Source organism: Falsiroseomonas tokyonensis (assembly GCF_019024325.1).
GTDB classification, from domain to species: Bacteria; Pseudomonadota; Alphaproteobacteria; order Acetobacterales; family Acetobacteraceae; genus Falsiroseomonas; species Falsiroseomonas tokyonensis.
Genome location: NZ_JAFNJS010000008.1, coordinates 150999 through 169281, shown reverse-complemented (window position 1 = coordinate 169281; position 18283 = coordinate 150999). Strand labels below are relative to the sequence as shown.

Annotated in this window: 22 protein-coding genes; 21 read left to right on the top strand and 1 reads right to left on the bottom strand. The window is 68.0% G+C overall.

Features of this window, described 5'->3' with window-relative positions:
* Positions 1 to 43 precede the first annotated feature (43 nt).
* The 21 genes from J3S20_RS23615 (at position 44) to J3S20_RS23515 (ending at position 17530) form a co-directional block, all read left to right on the top strand.
* Positions 44 to 637, top strand: a complete 594-nt coding sequence (locus tag J3S20_RS23615; RefSeq protein ID WP_216839187.1) for a DUF1194 domain-containing protein — start codon at positions 44 to 46, stop codon at positions 635 to 637.
* Positions 634 to 2049: a DEAD/DEAH box helicase gene (locus tag J3S20_RS23610; protein WP_216839185.1), complete on the top strand. Its 1416-nt coding sequence runs from the start codon at positions 634 to 636 to the stop codon at positions 2047 to 2049. Before J3S20_RS23615 ends, J3S20_RS23610 begins: the two co-directional genes overlap by 4 nt.
* Positions 2046 to 2936 (top strand): NUMOD3 domain-containing DNA-binding protein, encoded by an 891-nt coding sequence (locus J3S20_RS23605; RefSeq protein ID WP_216839183.1) that lies wholly within the window; start codon positions 2046 to 2048, stop codon positions 2934 to 2936. Before J3S20_RS23610 ends, J3S20_RS23605 begins: the two co-directional genes overlap by 4 nt.
* Positions 2933 to 3253, top strand: a complete 321-nt coding sequence (locus tag J3S20_RS23600) for a DUF4031 domain-containing protein (RefSeq protein WP_216839181.1) — start codon at positions 2933 to 2935, stop codon at positions 3251 to 3253. Before J3S20_RS23605 ends, J3S20_RS23600 begins: the two co-directional genes overlap by 4 nt.
* On the top strand, positions 3250 to 3657 hold the full coding sequence (locus J3S20_RS23595; RefSeq protein WP_216839179.1) for a VRR-NUC domain-containing protein: 408 nt from the start codon (positions 3250 to 3252) through the stop codon (positions 3655 to 3657). The genes J3S20_RS23600 and J3S20_RS23595 overlap by 4 nt, the downstream gene beginning before the upstream one ends.
* A complete protein-coding gene (locus J3S20_RS23590) occupies positions 3654 to 4244 on the top strand; it encodes a hypothetical protein (protein ID WP_216839177.1) in 591 nt (196 codons plus the stop codon). Before J3S20_RS23595 ends, J3S20_RS23590 begins: the two co-directional genes overlap by 4 nt.
* Positions 4234 to 5940 (top strand): hypothetical protein, encoded by a 1707-nt coding sequence (locus J3S20_RS23585; RefSeq protein ID WP_216839175.1) that lies wholly within the window; start codon positions 4234 to 4236, stop codon positions 5938 to 5940. The genes J3S20_RS23590 and J3S20_RS23585 overlap by 11 nt, the downstream gene beginning before the upstream one ends.
* Before the next feature lie 298 nt (positions 5941 to 6238).
* On the top strand, positions 6239 to 6502 hold the full coding sequence (locus J3S20_RS23580) for a hypothetical protein (protein WP_216839173.1): 264 nt from the start codon (positions 6239 to 6241) through the stop codon (positions 6500 to 6502).
* Positions 6503 to 6640: 138 nt separating this feature from the next.
* The gene (locus J3S20_RS23575) at positions 6641 to 6841 is read left to right on the top strand and encodes a hypothetical protein (RefSeq protein ID WP_216839171.1); all 201 of its coding nucleotides are present in this window, start codon (positions 6641 to 6643) and stop codon (positions 6839 to 6841) included.
* Complete coding sequence (gene nusG / locus J3S20_RS23570; RefSeq protein WP_216839170.1) at positions 6841 to 7545, top strand: transcription termination/antitermination protein NusG; 705 nt, start codon at positions 6841 to 6843, stop codon at positions 7543 to 7545. The genes J3S20_RS23575 and nusG overlap by 1 nt, the downstream gene beginning before the upstream one ends.
* A 108-nt stretch (positions 7546 to 7653) precedes the next feature.
* Positions 7654 to 8286, top strand: a complete 633-nt coding sequence (locus J3S20_RS23565; RefSeq protein WP_216839167.1) for a hypothetical protein — start codon at positions 7654 to 7656, stop codon at positions 8284 to 8286.
* Entirely contained in the window at positions 8216 to 10285 is a 2070-nt protein-coding gene (locus J3S20_RS23560) for a phage terminase large subunit family protein (RefSeq protein WP_216839165.1), read from the top strand. Before J3S20_RS23565 ends, J3S20_RS23560 begins: the two co-directional genes overlap by 71 nt.
* Positions 10285 to 10554: a hypothetical protein gene (locus J3S20_RS23555; protein WP_216839163.1), complete on the top strand. Its 270-nt coding sequence runs from the start codon at positions 10285 to 10287 to the stop codon at positions 10552 to 10554. The genes J3S20_RS23560 and J3S20_RS23555 overlap by 1 nt, the downstream gene beginning before the upstream one ends.
* A 2-nt stretch (positions 10555 to 10556) precedes the next feature.
* Positions 10557 to 12062 carry a phage portal protein gene (locus J3S20_RS23550; protein WP_216839161.1) on the top strand — a complete coding sequence of 502 codons (1506 nt, stop codon included), beginning with the start codon at positions 10557 to 10559 and terminating at the stop codon, positions 12060 to 12062.
* 11 nt (positions 12063 to 12073) lie between these two features.
* The gene (locus J3S20_RS23545; RefSeq protein ID WP_216839159.1) at positions 12074 to 13435 is read left to right on the top strand and encodes a S49 family peptidase; all 1362 of its coding nucleotides are present in this window, start codon (positions 12074 to 12076) and stop codon (positions 13433 to 13435) included.
* A gap of 2 nt (positions 13436 to 13437) precedes the next feature.
* Positions 13438 to 14094 carry a head decoration protein gene (locus J3S20_RS23540; protein ID WP_216839158.1) on the top strand — a complete coding sequence of 219 codons (657 nt, stop codon included), beginning with the start codon at positions 13438 to 13440 and terminating at the stop codon, positions 14092 to 14094.
* A gap of 39 nt (positions 14095 to 14133) precedes the next feature.
* The gene (locus J3S20_RS23535; protein WP_216839156.1) at positions 14134 to 15195 is read left to right on the top strand and encodes a major capsid protein; all 1062 of its coding nucleotides are present in this window, start codon (positions 14134 to 14136) and stop codon (positions 15193 to 15195) included.
* Positions 15196 to 15227: 32 nt separating this feature from the next.
* Entirely contained in the window at positions 15228 to 15563 is a 336-nt protein-coding gene (locus tag J3S20_RS23530) for a head-tail joining protein (protein ID WP_216839153.1), read from the top strand.
* Between the two features lie 3 nt (positions 15564 to 15566).
* Positions 15567 to 16031, top strand: coding sequence for a hypothetical protein (locus J3S20_RS23525; RefSeq protein WP_216839152.1), 465 nt, complete (start codon positions 15567 to 15569; stop codon positions 16029 to 16031).
* A gap of 48 nt (positions 16032 to 16079) precedes the next feature.
* Positions 16080 to 17246, top strand: a complete 1167-nt coding sequence (locus J3S20_RS23520; protein WP_216839150.1) for a hypothetical protein — start codon at positions 16080 to 16082, stop codon at positions 17244 to 17246.
* An 11-nt stretch (positions 17247 to 17257) separates the two neighbouring features.
* On the top strand, positions 17258 to 17530 hold the full coding sequence (locus tag J3S20_RS23515) for a hypothetical protein (RefSeq protein WP_216839148.1): 273 nt from the start codon (positions 17258 to 17260) through the stop codon (positions 17528 to 17530).
* Here the strand turns inward: J3S20_RS23515 and J3S20_RS31290 are convergent.
* Positions 17527 to 18090 (bottom strand): type VI secretion system-associated protein TagO, encoded by a 564-nt coding sequence (locus J3S20_RS31290; RefSeq protein ID WP_379793777.1) that lies wholly within the window; start codon positions 18088 to 18090, stop codon positions 17527 to 17529. The genes J3S20_RS23515 and J3S20_RS31290 overlap by 4 nt on opposite strands.
* Positions 18091 to 18283: the final 193 nt, after the last annotated feature.

The window sequence follows — 18283 nt, the reverse complement described above, 5'->3', positions numbered from 1 at the left end:
GGCGCGCGGCCGGCGCGCCTGCCCGGATTTGTGAGGGGCAGGCATGACCCCCTGCGCCATCGCCCTCGTCCTCGCCATAGACGTGTCCGGCTCAGTCTCCCTGCCGCACTACGAGCTGCAGCGTGACGCCACCGCCGACGCCCTGAACAGCCCCGCCGTCATCTCCGCGGCCCGCGACGGTCTGGCCGTCTCCGCGATCATGTGGGGCACCGGCCAGCACGTCGTGCTGCCGTGGCGCGTCCTGACCAGCGCCGCCAATGCCCGCGCTGCCGCCGAGGCGTTGCGCCAGGCCCAGCGCCCCGAGGCCGGTACCACCAATATGGCCGCTGCCCTCCGCGCCGCGCACGCCGAGTTCCGAGCCGCCCCCTGCCAGGCCGAGCGCCGCGTGGTCGATATCTCGGGCGACGGCCGGCACAGCGGCGGTGACGCTGAGATGCACGGCGCGGTCGCCGAGGTCGCGGGCTATGGCGTCGAGATCAACGCGCTGGCCATCGTGACGCCAATCGAGCCGGAAGTCGCCGCGTGGTTCCGCGCCAATGTCACCGGGCCGGCTGGAGGATTCACCCTCGAAGCCGAGCCGGAGAGCTTCGGGCGAGCCATCCGCATGAAGCTGGCGATGGAGGTCGCGCAACGATGAGCGCAATCCAGCTTCGACCCTATCAGGACGACGCCGTCGAACGGGTGCGCCAGGCCTACCGTGCCGGCGCCCGGGCGCCGCTGCTGGTCGCGCCGACCGGGGCGGGCAAGACGGTCATCTTCAGTTACATCGCCGCTGGCGCCGCCGCGCGGGGGAAGCGCGTGCTGATCCTAGCCCATCGCAAGGAGCTGATCCGGCAGGCCAGCGACAAGCTGACCGCCGCCGGCGTGTCTCATGGCATCATCGCCCCGGGCTTCACGCCCAAGCGCGATCTGGTTCAGGTCGCCAGTGTCCAGACCCTGGCGCGGCGCATCGCGTCCGGCGTGGTGCCCTTTGACCTGATCGTGGTGGACGAGGCCCATCACGCCGTCGCCGGCCAGTGGGTCACGGTGGCCGCTGCCTATCCGAACGCGCTGCTGCTCGGCGTCACTGCCACACCGGAGCGCCTCGACGGTCGCGGCCTGGGCGTGGAGGCCGGCGGCTGTTTCGACGCCATGGTGATGGGCCCCACGGTCGCCCATCTGGTTGCCGGCGGCTTCCTCACCCCCGCCAAGATTTTCGCCCCGGCCGAGGCGCCAGACCTGTCCGGCGTCCGGACCAAAGGCGGCGATTATGATGCCTCCGCCTTGTCCGACGCCATGGCCACGCCGAAGCTGGTTGGCGACGCCGTAGAGCATTACCGCCGCCACGTTCCCGGCCAGCCGGCCATCCTGTTCAGCCCCAGCGTCGCGCATGCGGAGAGAATGGCGGAGGCCTTCCGCGCTGCAGGCTTCCGCGCCGTTGCCGCCTCGGGATCTTCGCTCGCCTCGGAACGCGACGCCGCCATCAAGGGGCTCGGCACCGGGGCCGTCCAGGTCCTTTGCAGCTGCGACCTGATCAGCGAAGGGCTTGATGTTCCTGCCGTCTCCGCGGTGATCCTGCTGCGACCCACCAAGTCGCTCGGCCTGTATGTCCAGCAGGTGGGCCGCGGGCTCCGTCCTGCGCCGGGCAAGACCCACCTGACTGTCTTGGACCACGCGGGAAACACCCTGCGCCACGGCCCGCCAGAGATGCCGCGCGAATGGAGTCTGCAAGGGCGGACAAAGAAGAAGAAGGCCAGCGACGAGACGCCGCCGGCGCGGCAATGCACCAACTGCTTCGCGGTTTTCACGCCACGGCCGGCATGCCCCGAATGCGGCTTTGAATTCCCGGTGAAGGCGCGCGAAATCGAGCAGGTCGCTGGCGATCTGTCCGATGTGACCGACGAGCTGACCAACCGGTTCGGGAAGCATCTGCCGCTGTCCAAGGTGCTGGCTGCGGCCAGCGATGCCGATCTGACCGCGATCGCGAAGGCGCGTGGATACAAGAGGGGCTGGGTGTGGCACCAGCGCCAGCAACGGCAACAGCAGCGCCAGGCGGCGCTGCAAGCATGAAAATCACCCGCATTTATGTGCTGACGGACCCTCGCGATGGCGCTGTCCGGTATGTCGGGAAGACCATCAAGACGCTTTCCGCGCGCCTCTCGGGGCACGTCTCCCTTGCCCTGGTTCGCAAGGCCAAGACGCACACTGCCAACTGGATCAGGGCGCTTAACGCAGAAGGCCTGCGCCCGAAAATCGCCGAGGTGGACCGCTGCTGCTGCGCTGGCTGGGCCGACCTTGAGTGCGCATGGATCGCCCGATACCGCGCCGAGGGGGCCAACCTGACAAACACTACCGCGGGCGGCGCCGGAGACCCCGCGCGCTCTCCCGAGGTTCGGGCTAAGTTCGCGGCCATCGCCCGCGCGAGATCGCCCGAAACGCGCGCGCTTCTCAGCGCCGCCTCGAAACGCCGCCCTCCGCATTCGATCGAGGCGCGCAAGAAGATGAGCGAAGCCGCCCGCAGCATCGCCCCCGAGGTGCGGAAGCGTGTCGGGCAGATGGCCGTCGGCAAGCGGCATAGCGATGAGACCAAGGCGAAGATGAGCGCAGCGAAGCAAGGCAAGGCCGTCTCTGCCGAGGCGCGCGCGAACATGAGCGAAGCGCAGCGCCGCCGGGTGCGGACCGAGGCAGAGCGTGAAGCGCAGCGGCGAGCCTGGGCCGACAAGCCCGCCGAGGAAAAGGCCGCTCTCAGCGCCATGTGGAGCGCCCAGCGCACTGGCCGCCCGAGATCAGCGGAGACGCGGGCGAAGATCAGCGCAGCGCAGAAGGGCCGCAAGCCCAGCCCCGAGGCTGCGGCGAACCATCTGGCCGCGCAACAGCGCCGTCGGGCGCGCGAGGCAGCGCAGAAAGCCGCCACGCGACCCAGCCAGGCCCTGGTGCTGGTGGGGGCCGGAGCATGACGGTCTACGTCGATGACGTGCGGCATTCCTTTGGGCGCATGGTCATGTGCCACATGTGGGCCGACACCCGCGGCGAGCTCCTCGCCATGGCCCTGCGCATCGGTGTGTCCCATCGGTGGATTCAGGAACCGCCGAACGCCTCCTGGGTGCACTTCGACATCAGCCTGCGCAAGAAGGCCCTGGCCATCAAAGCGGGCGCGGTGCTGACCGACAAATACGGGCCAGTCGAGCACACGGCCCGCCTGCGCGGCGACCAGGCGAAGCTCGACCAGATCGCGCGCATCCGCGCCGAGCAGCCGAAGGAGCGCCTCCTTTGAGCGAAACCCCGACCCTCCAGGATATCCGCCTGGCGCTCGGCCGCGAGCAGGATCTGCGGCTGTTTCGCAACAACGTCGGCAGCGGATGGCAGGGCAAAAAGCTGCGCGAGGGGCCGGGCTGGATTACCCTCGGCGACCCGCGCCGCGTGTCCTTCGGTCTGTTCCCTGGATCCAGCGACCTCATCGGCTGGAAGTCCATCATCATCACCCCCGAGATGGTGGGCCAGCGCTTCGCGCAAATCGCGTCGCTGGAGGTAAAGGTCCCCGGCGGCACGCACCCCGTCACGCCGGAGCAGCGCCAGTGGCTCGCCGTGGTCGAGGCGGCCGGGGGCATCGGCGGCGTGGCGCGCAGCCCAGAGCAGGCGCGCATGGTCCTGGGGCTGCCGCAGCGGGTGCTGGTGTGACCACCGCCAGCGCCCGTCCCGCCCCATCAGGCCCGCCGCCCTACTGGCCCATCGTCACCGAGTGGGCGCTGCTCGATCCCGCGCGCCTGGTGCGTGCCCTGGCCGGCATGGGCTTCACCGATCTGCTGGCCACCGCCCGCCGGGGCGACATCGTGTGGTGGCAGCCGGAATACCTCCGCATCCCTTCGGCCCGCGCCATAGCCGAGTGGTTCCCGCCGCGCGCTCAAGACATCCGCGACCGCTGCATCGAGGACTGCCGCACATCCTGGCGCGCCGAGGCGGCCCCGCTGAACCGCAGCATCCGCGATGCCGAGGTGTGGCTCATGCTGCACGACGCCACCCGTATCACCGCCGTCGATACCCGCTCCGGCGAGTGGATCCTCGATGACCGCACCCAGCGCGGCGATGACCTTATCTCCCTGGGGATGGTGCGCTGGCAATGCCGCTTCGGCCAGGCCGCCCACCGCATCGCGCGCCTCATCGATATGCGCGGCATCCCGGTGCTGAAGCCGGTCACGCTGGACGAGATTTTCAAGGGTGCCGCGCTGCGCGCGCCGGCAGCCGCGGAGGCAACCGATGATGCCTGACGACATGGTCCTCCAGGACATGTTCCAGTCGGCACGAGCGCAGGTGGCGCCGCAGTCGCGGCCTGAGCCGGCGCAGGCGCCACCCGAGGCCGAGTGGCCCTTCTACTGCCTGGGCTACGACCGCGACCGCTTCTTTCTCTACACAAAGGAGGGCCGGCAGGTCATCGCGATGAGCGCCAAGGATCTCTCCAGCCACGGCCAGCTGCTGAAGCTCGCCGACGTGAACTGGTTCGAGAGCAATTTCGCCAGCAAGGAGGGCTTCAACGCCCGCTGGGTCGCCAACGAGCTCATCCGCGCGTGCTACCGGGCCGGCGTCTATGACCCGGACAGGGTGCGCGGCCGCGGCGTGTGGCTCGATGCCGGCCGCAGCGTGATGCACCTCGGCGATCTCCTTCTCGTCGATGGCGCCGAGGCGGCGCTGACGGATATCAAGTCGCGCTTCATCTACGAGCAGGGCCGCCCACTGACCGTGACCCTTGGCGAGCCGCTGACCGATGACGAGGGCAAGAAGTTCCTCGCCATGTGCCGCGCCGTGTCGTGGGAAGACCCCACGCGCGACGGCAGCTTCTTCGCCGGCTGGGTGGTCTCGGCGCTGATCGGCGGCGCGCTGATGTGGCGGCCGCACATGTGGCTGCTCTCCGATTTCGGTCAGGGCAAATCGTGGGTATTCAACAACATCGTCACCCCCATCCTGGGCAACCTGGCGCTCATGGCGCAGGGCAACACGACCGAATCCGGCATTCGCGGCGCGCTGGGCCTCGATGCGCGTCCGGTGCTGTTCGAGGAGGCCGAGACGCAGACCGAGGTGGACGCCGCCCGGATCCAGCTCGTGCTCAACCTCGCGCGGCAGGCCAGCACCGAAGGATCGCCGCCCATCCTCAAAGGCACCAAGGATGGCGGCTACAATCGGTTCATCGTGCGCGGCAGCTTCTTCATGTCGAGCATCAATGCCGGCCTGACCCAGGGCGCCGACGAATCGCGGTTCGTCACGGTGGCCTTGGTCGAAGGCAACCCCGACCAGTTCGACGCCCTCAAGATCGCCCACGCCGAGGCCAGCGTGCCCAACATGGCCGGCCGCATGCTGGCGCGCCTGCTGGCCATGATCCCCACCGTGCGCGCCAACACCGAGGCTCTCGCCGACGCCATCGCTCGTACCGGGGCTGGCCGCCGAGTAGGCGACACGCTGGGCACCATTCTCGCCTGCCAGATGGCCCTGGTGGATCAGAGTCAGCTCACCCCCGAGGCCGCCGCCAAGATCGTCGCCAGTCGCGAGTGGATCCGCAACGCCGCCGCTGAGGCAAAGGCCACGCCAGAATGGCAGCGCGCCCTGGCCCACCTGATGCAGTGCGAGGGCATGCGCCGCACCGTGAACGGCCGAACCGACAACCTGACGATCTCGGAGCTTGTCGGCGCCTGCCGACCATCCTTTGGAGGCGACGACACCATCGACCGTCGCGACGCCGACGCGCAGCTCAGGCGCATGGGCATGCGCGTCATGGACAACAACCTGGTCATAGGCAACCGCTCCACCGTCATCGCCGGATTGTTCCGCGGCACCCCCTGGAGCGGGGGCTGGCTCGCCACCCTCGCGCGCGTCCCGGGCGCGTGGCGCGGCAAGGAGGTCCGCTTCACCCCCGCCCACAAGGACAAGGCGCTCGTCATCCCCCTTTCCTCGATCCTGGAGGATGAGGCATGATCAAGCCCGCCCGCGCCGCACTCCGCGCATTTGGCGGAAATCCGCCATTTGTCCCGCGCCACCCCGAACCGGGACAGGTCCGGGACAGAATCACCCAACGATTTCAACGGCGTCCCGTTTGTCCCGGCTGTCCCGCCTGGGAACACGCTCTTATGCGTGCGCACGCATGTAGCTCTATTTTTATTTTAGCGGGACAAGTGGGACAGACGGGACAAACCGCAGATTCCCGCGGGTTTGCGCTGTCCCGCTTATGTCCCACCACCGGGACGGGCCGGGACAGGCCCGCACAGGTGCTCGCATGACCGCCGCCGCCGACCTCGCGGCATGGGTCGCCGCCCGCACCATGCTCGACGCCATCGCGCCCCACGCCAACCAAGCGCGCGCTGCCGCCGAACGCGCCGCCAAGCTCGGCGCCAACCCCTACGACCTCGAATACGCCCGCCGCCTGTCCCACCTGCTGGATGCCGAGCGCGACCGCCTGGCCGGCCTCGTGCGGCGCCTGGCCGACGCTGCCGGCGCCTACCCGCCGCCGCTCGCCCAGGGCCGCCAGGACGGCCCCTAGCGCGCCCAGGCGAGGCGATGATGCCGGCGCTCGCCGAACGCTCCAGCGCGGCCCTTCCGGCGGGGCGCCAGGGCCGTCTCAGCACCACGGCGCTACCGCAGCGCCCGGAACCCACTCAGAACCGCCAGGAGGCCCCGTATGAGCCAAGAGACTGAAGCCATCATCGCCTCGCTCCGCGCGGCTGGGCTGACGGCCATGCCCGCAACGCCCACCCCATCCGAGCACCATCTCCGCATTCGCCAAGTCGAGGCCCTGGAGCGCATCGCCATGAGCCTCGCCAAGATCGCGGCTCAGGTGGGGCAGGGCGAGCAGACTGGCCTGGAAGGGAGGGTCGCGTGATGGCCATGACGAATTCCCTTGACCTCCTCGCCGCATCTGCTGCAGACCCATCCCGTGGGGTCTGGATTGCCGCTGGTCAGGCCGGGGCAACGCCACCCATCGCCGGGCCATCCAGCCCCGCGCGCAGCGAAAGGCAGCAACTGCCCTCGCTGCTGCCGCTTACGCCGAACTGGATCGTCATCCACCACCGCGCAGATGACGGGGCGCGCGTCCGCATCGGCGTCCGGCGCGAAGGCTTTGAGGTCCACTGGCCCCGCATCATCGATCGTCGCCCCCGCAAGGACGACGTGATCCGCCCGTTCTTCCCGGGCTACATGTTCGCCTGCGCCATCGAGCCCCATGCTTCCTGGCACGCCCTGCGCTCCGCCGTGCCCAACCTCATCGCGGTCATGGGCGTGCCCGAGTTCGGTCGGCCTGTATTCGCCCCGCCCGGCTTCGTGGAGGCCCTCATCACCAAGGCAGGCAGCATCGGCGGCGTCATCGAGCCCGTCGAAGACACCCTACCCGCCTGGCGCCGCGGACAGCCCGTGCAGATCAGCGGCGGCTACCTGGATGGCTTCAAGGGGCTCTACCAGCACGACAAGGCGGGCGACCGCGTGGTGGTGCTGCTGGAGATCATGGGGCGGCAGGCGAGCGTGACCGTCGACCGCAAGGACGTGGCAGCTCAGCCCGCCGCCGACCGAGCCCAGCCTCAGGTGGCATAGAGCCATCCCATCAAGGATCGTACCAGCGGGGCCCCTGGTCATCCCGCCAGCAATACGGGAAGCAAAGGCGCCCGTATAACCTAGCCATGGGGTCCAAAAGGGGTTGCCATGGCTGTTGCCGGCGAGATGCTTTCGGTGAGGGAGTTCGCGCGACGGGACGGGTGCAGTCACACGCTTGTTCAAAAAGCGTTGAAATCCGGACATTTGGTTGCTGAGCATGGGCGACTCTCAGCCGATCTGGTGGGTTCGCCTTGGCGCGCTACCGCCCGCGGCAGGGCGGTGGATAATGCTGCAGGAGAGCCAAGCCGCGCCCCGGCCGTTGCCAGGGTTGCCGCGCTCCGCCCGCCGAAGCTTGCCGCGCCTGCCGACGACGACCCGGACGCGACCATCGCCGAGCTGGACAATTTCGTCCGCCAGGTTCTGGCCGGCGAGTTCCCGACGAGGGCCGAGGCGGAACGGGTCAAGGAATCCGCGCTGGCGGCGATTCGGGTTGTCGAAGCAAAGCACAAGGCCGGCGCCTCCGTGGATCTGGCCGTGGCCGAGCGGGTGTTTTTCAACGCGGCGCGCGAGATCCGCGACGCATGGACATCATGGGTGCCGCGGATCGCCGTTGAGGCGGCGGCAGAGCTTGGAGTGGAGCCGAGGGCACTGACTGGGGTTCTGACGAAATATGTCCAGCAGCACCTCGAAGAACTCGGTGAGCCCGAATTCGACATCAAGGATGCAGCCGAGCCAGATTGAGCGGCTGCGCCTGGGGTGGCGCAGGGGGCTGACGCCACCGCCGCGCATGACGGTGGTCGATTGGGCTGAGCGGTTCCGCCGGCTGAGCAAGGAGAGCAGCAACGGCGGCCGGTTTCGCGTGTCCCGCGTGGAGGTGGCGCGGGGGCCTATGATGGCTGTGACGGAGCCTGGCGTCCGCAAGATCACGCTCATGGCGTGCACCCAGCTCCTGAAGACGACCTTCATCGAGAACGTGCTGGGCTACTTCATCCACCTTGATCCATGCCCGATCCTGGTGGTGCAGCCGAAGGACGGCGCAGCAGACACGTTCTCGAAGGACCGCTTGGCCCCGATGATCCGGGACACGAAGGTCCTTCGCCGGATATTCGGCGCGGCGAAGTCACGGGATTCGGGGAACACGCTCACCCATAAGCAATTTCCAGGCGGCCACGTCACGATGGTGGGCGCAAACAGCCCGACGAACCTGGCGATGCGTCCGATCCGGGTGCTGCTCTGCGATGAGGTGGACAAGTACCCCCTCTCCGCCGGCAATGAGGGGCCGCCGGTGCAGATCGCCGAGGAGCGCCTGGCCGAGTTCGAGGCCAACAGCCTGTCGGTCGAGGCCTGTTCTCCGACAATTGCCGGGCGCAGCGCGATCGAGAAGAGCTACGAGGAAGGCGACCAGCGGCGCGCCTATGTGGCGTGTCCCCACTGCCAGCATCGACAGGCGATGGAGTGGGAAAACGTCCAGTGGGACAAGACTGAGAGCGGGCGCTTCCGCTTGGAGACGGTGGCCTATCACTGCACCGGGTGCGGAACTGCCTGGAGCGAGGCTGAGAGGCTGGTTGCCCTGCGGGACATCCAGTGGCGGCAGACGAAGGAGTTCGAGTGCTGCGGCGTCCGCCAGACGCCAGACCGATGGAATTCAGAGGGCCGGGCTTTGTGCTCGGCTTGCGGCGGCCAGGCGGTGTCGAATGAGCATGCCAGCTTCCAGGCATCCAAGCTCTACGCGCCGAAGCAGTCTCTCCGTTCTCTGGTTCGGAAGTGGGAAGTCGCCTGCCGCGCGGGCGTGAACGCCAAGAAGGCATTCTGGAACACCCAGCTGGCGCGCTGCTGGCGAGAGGCCGAAGAAGCGCCGGAGTGGCAGGATGTCTACGCCCGGAAGGATAGCTACCGCGATCACCGGGTGCCGCATGGCGTCCTGATGCTGCAGGCCGGCGCCGACGTTCAGGCGGACCGCGTCGAGGTCGGCGTTTGGGGCTTCGGACGAAACCGAGAGCGGTGGCTGATCGAGCACCGGGTGCTGCCCGGCCGGACGAACCAGCCAGAAGTCTGGTCGGCGCTGGCCGACATGATGGACGAAACGTGGCTGCATGAGAGTGGCGCGGAACTGTCTGTTGACCAGTGGGGTATCGATTCCGGCGGCTTCACTGCCGAGGTTTACGCCTTCGTCCGGTCGCAGGCAGGGCGTGGCAACGTGCATGCGGTCGACGGCCAGGACTCCTACGGCGCTGCCTACCTGGGGGTTGGCGCGCAGGACACGAACGAAAAGGGCAAGAAGCTCCGCCGCGGCCTGAAGACGATCAAGATCGGCGTCTCCTTCTGCAAGCAGGAGATCATGGCGCAGCTTGCACTGCGGCGGCCGGAGGCCGGGCGGCCATTTCCGCCGGGGTTCGTGCATCTGCCGGCGGATGTGACTGAGGATGTGGTCAAGCAGCTGACCTCCGAGGAACTGACGACGAAGACGGTTCGCGGCCGGACGCGGCGCTCTTGGGAAACCATCGAAGGCCGCCGCAACGAGGTGCTGGACTGCGCCAACTATGCGCGCGGCATGGCGGCGATGCGAGGCTGGGATGCGATGCGAGAGCGGCGCTTCGCCGATCTTGAGGCGCAGATCCGGGACAGCGCGCCCACGGCTTTAACGCAAGCTGCAGACGCGCCGCCTCCTCGGCCTCCGCCGCCCCCACCCGTGATGCGCCGCACTGGCCGCTCCGGCTACATGGCAAGGATTGGTCGCTGATGCCCTTTTCGCAGACCGATCTGAGCGTGGCGCGGGCCGACTTGGCCGCGCACGACGCCGCGATGCAGAAGCGCATGCTGGGCAAGACGCCGCAGGATGTGCGCTTCGCGGATGGGCGGCAGGTTCGCTATGCCACTGTCACCGTGGCAGAGGCAGAGGTGATCCGGAACCGACTGGTGGCCCGGATTGCGGATATCCAGGCGGGATTGGCCGGCGCCGGCACGACGCGCGTGCGAGCGTTCCGGGCCAGCGTGAGTTCGGGGTATTGAGCATGGCCCCGGTCCTGGTGAGCAAGCCGCGCTATCGCGTGAAGGCGGGTATGGCGGCAGCGTCTTTCGACGGCGGGACTGCGCCGGCCCCGCCGAGCCACAACGCGGCCAGCATCGGCCGGCGTCTGTCGGCCTGGCGCCCATTGGGCCTGGGGCCGAACGCGATCGTGTCGGCGAGCGGGCCGGAATTGGTTCGGCGATCACGCGATCTGCGGCGCAACAACCCGCTGGGTAAGCGGGCGATGGATCTGGCCGCGACGCACACAGTCGGGCTCGGCATCAAGCCGCGCAGCCTGTGCCGCAACGACCGCGTGCGGGAGGCCCTGACCGAGGCCTTCGCGGACTGGGCGCGGGTTTCCGATGCCGATGGCGTGCTGGACTTCTACGGCCAGCAGGCGCTTGCGATGGATGAGGTAGTGGAGGCGGGCGAGTGCTTCGCGCGCATGCGCCGCCGGCGGCTTGAGGATGGTCTGCCGCTCCCGTTCCAGGTGCAACTGCTGCCGGCCGAGATGGTGCCGCTGGACTGGTCCGGGAATGGCATCGCCAATATCTCGCAAGGCATCGAGAGGAACGGGATCAGCCAGCGGGTCGCTTACTGGACCTATCCGCGGCATCCAGGCGAAGACACGACGACCAATGTCGTCATGGACATGACCCCAAAGCCCGTCGCGGCGTCGGATATGTGCCACGTCTTCCATGTGACGCAGGCCGGGCTGCAGCGTGGCCTGCCGTGGCTGGCCTCCGCGATGGCGATTCTGCACCAAGTGGCACAGTACTACGACGCTGAGTTGCTTCGGAAGCAGATGGTCGCCTCCATCGTCGGCTTCGTGAAGAAGTCGCTGACCGGCGGGGAAGATCCGGTCGAGCTCGCGGCCGAATGGGGGCGGATCAAGGAGAGCCTGGGCGATCTTCCGACCGTCGCCATGGAACCGGGCACCATGCAGTATCTGGACCCGGGCGAGGATGTCGTGTTTTCGCAGCCGGCCGATGTCGGCACCAGCTTTGAGCCGTTCATGGCGGCCGGGCATCGCGCGGTCTCGGCCAGCATCGGCGTGCTGTACGAGGAGATGACCGGCAACTGGAAGGATTCGAATGATCGGACCTTCCGGGCGCAGTTCAACACTTTCAAGCGTCAGTGCCGGCAGTGGCAGTGGAACCTGCTGTGCGCGCAGTTCAATGAGCCAATCTGGCGCCGCTTCGTCAACTATGCGGTGGCGTTCGGGGTGGTGAAGGTGCCGAAGTCGGTTACCGAAACCGACCTGATGCGTGTGGAATGGCGGCCGGAGCGGTGGGAGTACATCCACCCGAAGCAGGATATCGAGGCGGTCGCGGCTGAAATTTCTGGCGGGCTGACCTCGCGCCAGGCGGCGGTGGCCGAGCGCGGCGACGATGTGGAGGTCATAGACCAGCAGCGTCGTGCGGATATGGATCGCGAAGCGAGGCTTGGCCTGCCTGCCGGAGGCGCCGCGCCGTCCAGTGCTGAGCCTGAGCCGCAGCCGGCGAATTAGGAGAAGGCTTCATGCGCCATGGGCGTTTCCTCGGCCGGTTGCTGAACCGGCCGCAGTTGATTGCGCCTGCCGCCGGCGCGGCGGTGCTGGCGGCACTTGCGCCGTCGGCTGCCCTGATGGGCTATGACGGCGAGCGGGAGAATGAGGCGCGGAGCCCGCGCGAATACAGCCAGGCCGGCGGCATCGCGATCATCCCGGTGCTGGGCGAGCTGGTGCACCGTGGTGGCTCCATGGATGCCATGTCCGGCGTCACCAGCTACCAGGCGCTGGCGGATATGGTGGGCGCGGCGTTGGCCGACCGGCATGTCGATGGCATCATGCTCGACATCGACAGCCCGGGCGGCGAGTCCGGCGGCTGCCTGGACTTTGCCGAATGGCTGGCGTCGCAGCGCGGCGTGAAGCCGATCTATGCCAGCGTGAATCAACTGATGTGTTCCGCGGCCTATGCCATCGGTAGTGCGGCGGATCGGATCGTGATCGGCGCCGATGCGCAGGCTGGCTCCATCGGGGTGGTGATGTACCACGCCGACGTCTCCGAGGCGCTGCAAGAGGCGGGCGTCAAGGTGACATTTATCCAGGCCGGTCGGAAGAAGACTTGGGGCGCCTCGGAGTTGCCTCTCGACCCCGACGCGGCCCAGGAATTCCAGGGCGAGGTGGATGCGATCTACAGGCGCTTTGTGCGGCTGGTCGCGGCCAATCGCGGGATTACGGAAGCCGCGGTGCGGCAGACCGAAGCCGGCATCTACCGCGGCCAGGATGCCATCGATGCTGGGCTGGCCGATCAAATCGCAACATTCGAGGAGGCCGTGATGGCACTCGCAACGCACACGGCGCCTCGCGGCGCCTCCCTGTCGGCTGGCCGCATGGGCAAGCCGAAGACCGCCGACAAGCCGGAGACGCAGGGCGCGCCGGAGGGCGTCGAGCCCGAGGCGCAGCCGGAGACACAGCCCGATGGGACGCCTCCGGGCGCCTGGCTGAACCCGCAGCCGGTGGTGACGCCGAAGGGCACCCAGCAGGCCGCGGCCGACATGCTCGCTGTAATGGAGGCGTGCCACGCGGCCGGCTTCGCGAGCCTTATCACGCCGCTGGTCCGCTCCGGCGCCTCCATGGCGGCGGTCAAGGAGCGTCTGACGCTGGCGGCGCAGATCAAGGAAACGGCGGCACGCTGCGGCATGCCGGAGGTGGCGGACGAATTCATCGCCGAGGGCGTCAGCCTGGAGTTCGCCCGCAAGCAGATGGCGCGCCAAGGCGCCGCCATCGATGACGCGGTGCAGACCGACACGCGCCACACCGGCGCTTCCGCCACGGCCCCCACCATCATCGATGCTGGCGCGATCTACGCCAAGCGCAACTCGCAGAAGAAGGCGATCTGAACATGCCGAGCGTGATTTCCGAGCCGGTTCGCGCCGGCGAGTTCCTGGTCTCCGAGGCCAATGGCTATCGGTCCCGTGAGGCCATCATCATCGCGAACACGACCGGGGCGGAGGTGACCTTCGGCGCCGGTCTGGTGCTGGCTCAGCGCGCCGTCGGCGCGGCGACCTCGGCGGCGAAGTCCGGCGGCAACACCGGCAACGCCACGATGTCGGCGGTCACGGTCGGGCCCGGCGCGAAGGTGGGCGTCTACACGGTCCGCATGACCGCCGCGACGGCGTTCACGGTGCGCGACCCGGATGGGTTCATGATCGGGACCGGCGCCACCGGCGTCGCCTTCGCCGATGACATCGTTTTCACCATGACCGCCGGCGGCACGCCGATGGTGGCGGGCGATGGCTTCGACGTCACTATGGCGGCGGGCGATCTGGCCTATGTGCCCTTCACCAATGCGACCAACCTGCCGGCGGCGGCGGTCCTGTATGGCCCGGTCACGGTCCCAGCGACCAGCACGGGCCGCGGCACCGGCATCGTCCGCGACGCCGAGGTGAACGCGCATGCGCTGCAGTACGACTCCAGCCTCTCCGGCGGCGGTCTGACCGCAGCCAAGACCGCGGCGGCGCTGTCCCTGAAGGCGGCCGGCCTGATCATCCGTTCCTGAACCTGCAACGCCGGCGGGTGCCGGCAGGAGAACCATGCCATGCCCGGCACCATGATGGACGTCTTCAACGGCGACGCCTATTCGAGCGTCACGCTGACCCGCCAGATCAACGAGAACTTCCCGTTCACCCCGACCCTGCTGCGCTCTATGCCTGGCCTGGTGACGGAGAGCGGCATCACCACCACGACCGCCGCCTTCGAGGAGGTGAACGGCGCGATGAGCCTGATCCCGACCTCCCCGCGTGGGTCGCCGCCCTCCGAGGCGCCGAAGACCAAGGGCAAGCTGCGCCGGCTGGAGGCCAACCACCTGTCCCGCCAGGTCGAAATCAATGCCGACGAGCTGCTGAACGCCCGGGCGCGCGGCCTGACGGCCCCGATGATGATGTCCCAGCTCATCGCCGATCGGGTGGATGGGCCGGTCGGGGTGCGCATGCAGTGGAGCTTGACGATCGAGCATATGCTGCTGGGCGCGATCGACGGCCTGGTGGTGGATGCCGACGGCACCACCCCGCTGTATGACTACTATTCCTGGATGGGCGTCAGCCGCCCGGCGACGGTCAACTTCCCCTTCTCGACGATGACGGCGGAAAGCGGCGTCACGCGCACCACCGTCGCGGGGCTGAAGCGCTCGATGATCAAGGCGCTGAACGGCATGATCGTAAGCGGCGCGCGCCTGGTGATCCTGTGCGGCGACAATTTCTGGGATGCCCTGGTCGGCTCCAAGGAGTACGTCAAGGCCCGCCAGACCGCCGCCTTCGGCAATCAGCGCGCCGCCGAGATCATCACCGAGAATTCGCCGGTGTATGATGCGGTGGACTTCGCCGGCGCGATTTGGATCAACTATCGCGGCACCGATGACGGCAGCACGGTGGCGGTCGGGACCGATGTGGCGCGCGCCTTCATGACCAATGTGCCCGGCCTGTTCCAGATGCTCTATGCGCCGGCCGACACCTTCGAGACGGTGAGCAGCGCCGGCCTGCCGATGTACATGCTGCGGCTGCCGGAGAATCAGACCAGCAAGCGCGCGGTGTGGGAGCTGCAATCCAACCCCCTGATCGCCTGCCTGCGCCCGCTGAGCCTGGTTCGCCTGACCAAGAGCTGATCGCGGCGGAGGCGGTGGAGAGGAGTGCGGTCATGGGCAACGTCTTTGATGAGGCCGCGGCCGCGCTGGTGGATGACGAGAACCTAGGCATCGACGCGGTGTGGATGTCGCACAGCGGCGGGCCGAGCCGGACTATCCGGGTGGTATCGTCGCGGGTGACGGCGGATGCGTTCGGGCCCGCGCCGGCGCAAGGGGAGCGGGCCAGGTGCTGGATGACCGCGACGGCGCTGCCCGGGTCGCCCGAGCGCGGCGACTTGCTGGCCTTCCGCGAGAGGAACGACATTGCGCCACCCGGCGACTATCGGATTGAGCGTGTCGAGGGGGAATCGCCGCTGGATGGCTATACCGTCACGCTGGTGAAGGCATAGCGCGTGCCGACGCCGATCCTTACTCTACTAGCCGATGAGGTCGGGCTGCGCTTGGCCGCAGCCAGGCCCGACGCCACGCTGGAGCGATCCCGCCGCACCGATCCCGGCGCCGATGAGGCGATGCCGATCCTGATCTACACGACGCCGGTCTCGCTGGCGGTCGCGACGGAATTCCAGGTGCCATGCGAAAGCGTCTGGACCGCCGACATCACTGTGCGCGGCTGGGCTGATGGTGGCGACGAACTGGCCGCCGAGGCTGCGGTTTCGCAACTGGCGAATGATGTGGTGGAGGCGCTGGTTGACGAGCCGCTTGAACGGCCCGGCGGCGGTGATCTGACGACCGGCTTGGAGCTTGTCGGGCTTTCCGCGGCGCTGTTCCAGGCCGATGAGAGCAGCCGTCACTGTGGCAGCCTGGAGGCCGTCTTCCGCGCCACCGTCTTTGCGCCGGCGGGCCGCACCTCCCTGTAGCCCCATCGGCCCTTGGGCAAGGCTTCCTGAACCGATGGAGCGGCATCTATGTCGACCAACCTCATCCGCATGCGGAACGCCGCGTTTGCGGCCAAGATCGAGACGACCGCCGGCGCCGATGCGATTGCAGGCACGCCCGCGGCCGGCGACTGGCTGCGCGGCGATATCACAATCTCCTTCAACCAGAGCAACACCGACGACCCGACCCTGACCGGATCTCTCGACAGTGCGCCGGGCATCGTCGGCGGGCTGCGTCCGACCGTCAGCATTCGCCTGCCCCTGCGCGGGTCCGGCACCGCCGGCACGGCGCCGGAGTGGGGCAAGCTGCTCGCCTGCTGCGCCTTCGCGGAGACCGTGACCTCGGCCACCGTTGGCGCTCCGACCGCGGCAGCTTCCGGCACCACGACGAGCATCACCCTGGCCTCGCCGTTCGGCACCACGGCCCAGCAATACCGGGGCATGCCGCTCACGCTGTCCGGCAACCTGTCGCAAACCACAGGCATCACCGACTATACGACCGGCCGCGTGGCGACGCTGGGCGAGACGCTGGGCACCGCGGCCAGCACCAGCACGAGTGCGCAGATTCCGATCAACGTGCTGTATTCGCCGACCAGCGACGAGAGCGTCTACAAGACCGCGACCTTCTACTTCTACGCCGATGGTCTGCAATGGATCTTCGTCGGCAACTTTGGCAGCTGGTCGATTGAGCTGACGACTGGCGGCTTGGCCTTCATCGTATTCGAGATGCGCGGGCAGTTCCTCTCCACCTCGGCAGTGTCCTTCCCGGCCTCAGCGCTGTCGCCGGTTCCGGTCACGCCGCCGCGCTGGGTCGGAGGCATCAGCCAGTTGAACCGGGTGAAGGCGCAGGTTCGCACGCTGAGGGTCAATGCCGGCGTTCTGGTGGTGCTGCCGGACGATCCGGAGGCGGTGGAAGGCGTCGGCATCGCGCTGCCCACGTCGCGCGCCAGCGGCGGATCGCTCGATCCCTACATGAACGTCAGCAACTACGTCACGCTCTTCGACAATTTCCGGAACGGCGTGGCGATGCCGCTGATGGTGCGCATCGGCAACACTGCCGGGAACCGCTTCCTGCTGACCCTGCCGCGGGCGCGCGTGGTTCAGAACGACCCCACCGCGCGCGAGGGGCTCGGCGTGAACAGCATGTCGTTCCAGGCCGATGGGCCGGACGCGGGCGTGTTCCTGTGCAGCTATTGATGGAGGCGAGCATGATCGGTCACACGGTTCTTCGGCGCGAATTCGGCCGGGTCGGAATGGTGCTGGCAGAGAAGACCGGCGCAGCGCTGGTCTCGCGCTCCTACGGCCAGCCCGATGCGGCGCCGCATGTGGAGTGGGTGGATGCCCAGGGGCTGATCATCGACGCCGCTGCCGGGCCGGTGCCGGCCCAGGCTTTGCAGGCAGGCATGAGCACGGAGGAAAAGGCGCTGTTCGCCGCCGCCACGGAAAAGCGCCAGGCGGCAGCGAAGAAGGGGGAGGGTTAGCGCCAGCCGCACGCCCGTTGAAGCGGCCCGATGGCCTCGCTTAGGCCGGCAAGGCTGAATTCTACTGTTGGTGTTGTCCTGAGCCTGCTGGCTGCCTGGATGAATAATGTCTCTGCGCCGATAAGCGTCCGAATGAACTGCACAGCCGCAGGCGCAAACGATGAGTCGCCGTCCTGCCCACTGTCCCATTCGGCCGAGACATGCCGTCCAGGGGAAGCGCGCCACGTCACAGAGTGCGGTCTGGCAGGCCCAAGGAACTCATACCAAAAAATGTAGGCCTCGGTTCTGTTACGGCGACACCTGAGGTAAAGACGAGGTGTGCCAGACGCGAAGCTCGTGTCCGCGTCTACCGACAGCGTGACCGTCGGCTGCTGGGTCAAGGGATCCACCCGCTCAGTGACGTTCCACTGCCGCCGCGGCCTATCGTTCGTCGGGGCGGCAGGCGTAGGGGCCGCTGCTCTTGGCGGGAAGAGGGCATCGTAACAGGCAAGCCGAGATGTCGGTGATTGGACGTCTCGGCAAATCGAGGGTTGGCTTTGCTCCTGCGCGCCGGCCTGCATCGAAATTGCAATCATGATTAGTGCAAGGCGTACTTTCATCGGCCGTTTCCCGTCGCGTTGTCCTGGGACCGTATCATCCTTCGCTGCAGGCTGAAGCCTCTATCGCCGTCTCCAGCTAGCGCAGCGCCCGCTCGGAAGCCGGTAACCGGGCCCGCCTCGGCTGCCACAGCCGCTACCGGAGTAGCTCCCGGTC